Origin of the sequence: Spirosoma endbachense (assembly GCF_010233585.1) — a bacterium.
GTDB lineage: Bacteria > Bacteroidota > Bacteroidia > Cytophagales > Spirosomataceae > Spirosoma > Spirosoma endbachense.
The window spans coordinates 10,249,665-10,250,901 of sequence record NZ_CP045997.1 but is presented as its reverse complement, the minus strand read 5'-3'; the positions used below and the strand labels follow the sequence as shown (position 1 = coordinate 10,250,901).

The window sequence follows — 1,237 nt, the reverse complement described above, 5'->3', positions numbered from 1 at the left end:
CAGGGCTTTCTTATAAAACTGGCTGGGAGCCAGTAGTCTTACCTTTGTGGTTAACTAGACGACAAATTCATGACCCCTGTTCCCAGCACGGCTAAAACTACGGCTTTCTTTCAACTTCTCAACCAAACGGCCGAACTCGACAGCCGGGATAATCGAGGCAAAAAACACACTATGGCGTTGGTTTTAAGTGGATTAACCTGCGCTTTGTGCTGTGGGCGAGACGGTTCATTATCCAGTCTACATCGGCACATGGTCAATCATTTTACCGTCCTTTGTCAAGCGACGTCCTCCACACAGCCCACCGCCATTTCACGGGCACAATTACCCCTGGTGCTGGCCAAAGTAAACTTGGGTGTCTTTGCTAAGCTCCTTTTTGAGTGGTTTGCTATTGACTTACCGGCCTTGGCAGGCTGCTGGTTGGCAGTCGATGGCAAGGACTTGCGGGGCAGTATTCAAACCGGCCAAACCCGTGGACAGGCCTGTGTATCGGTGGTCGCTCAGACGACCGAAGCCGTCATTGGGCAGGCCTATTATAGTGGCAAGAAAGAGAGCGAGAAACTGGTGGTTCGGCAACTGCTGGCCGACAGGGGGCTAAACAATCAACAATTAAGTCTGGACGCACTGCATCTTAATCCGTTGACTGTCAATGCTATTCACAAAGCCTCTGGTCGGTATGTAATTGGCCTCAAAGCCAATCAGGCCCAGTTGTATCGCGCCTGTATCTGCCGTTGTTTGGTCGATACACCAATCTATGAATATACTTCGAGCCTAGAGCGGAAACATGGCCGGCTAGAACAGCGAAGCTATCGGTGCTTTGCCCTGAGTAAGGCCGTTTTTGCCCCTCGCTGGCGGGTTGCTGGATTCCAGACCCTGATTTGGGTCAAACGAAGCCGACAGGCATTAGGAGGGGATAAGCTCACCGAAGACATCAGTTATTATTTGAGCAATGCGCCGGTGCAGGAGTCGACGGATGGGGCCAACTTGTGTGCCGCCATTCGGGGTCATTGGCGGGTGGAGACTATGCACTATCGGCGTGATGTGGTATTATGTGAGGACTCAGTTCGCACCAACAAGCCGGGCGTGAGTCGTCTCCTAAGCAGTCTTAGAACATTGACAATGAATCTACTGCATCGATTGAAGCCGAAGAATATGGCAGCTCAACTGGACAATTTTGCCGATGAATTTTCTTCACTAATTCAGTTTATGCAAGTGGAGGCTGTTTTATAAGAAAGCCCTG

The 1,237-nt window shown here is 50.7% G+C and carries 1 protein-coding gene; it reads left to right on the top strand.

The window, feature by feature from the left end; genetic code table 11:
• The first annotated feature begins 69 nt into the window (after positions 1-69).
• Positions 70-1,227: an ISAs1 family transposase gene (locus tag GJR95_RS41370; protein ID WP_162391454.1), complete on the top strand. Its 1,158-nt coding sequence runs from the start codon at positions 70-72 to the stop codon at positions 1,225-1,227.
• Positions 1,228-1,237 lie beyond the last annotated feature (10 nt).

Coding starts and splice junctions, on each gene's coding strand:
- GJR95_RS41370 (WP_162391454.1), top strand. CDS start 70: ATGACCCCTGTTCCCAGCACGGCTAAAACTACGGCTTTCTTTCAACTT.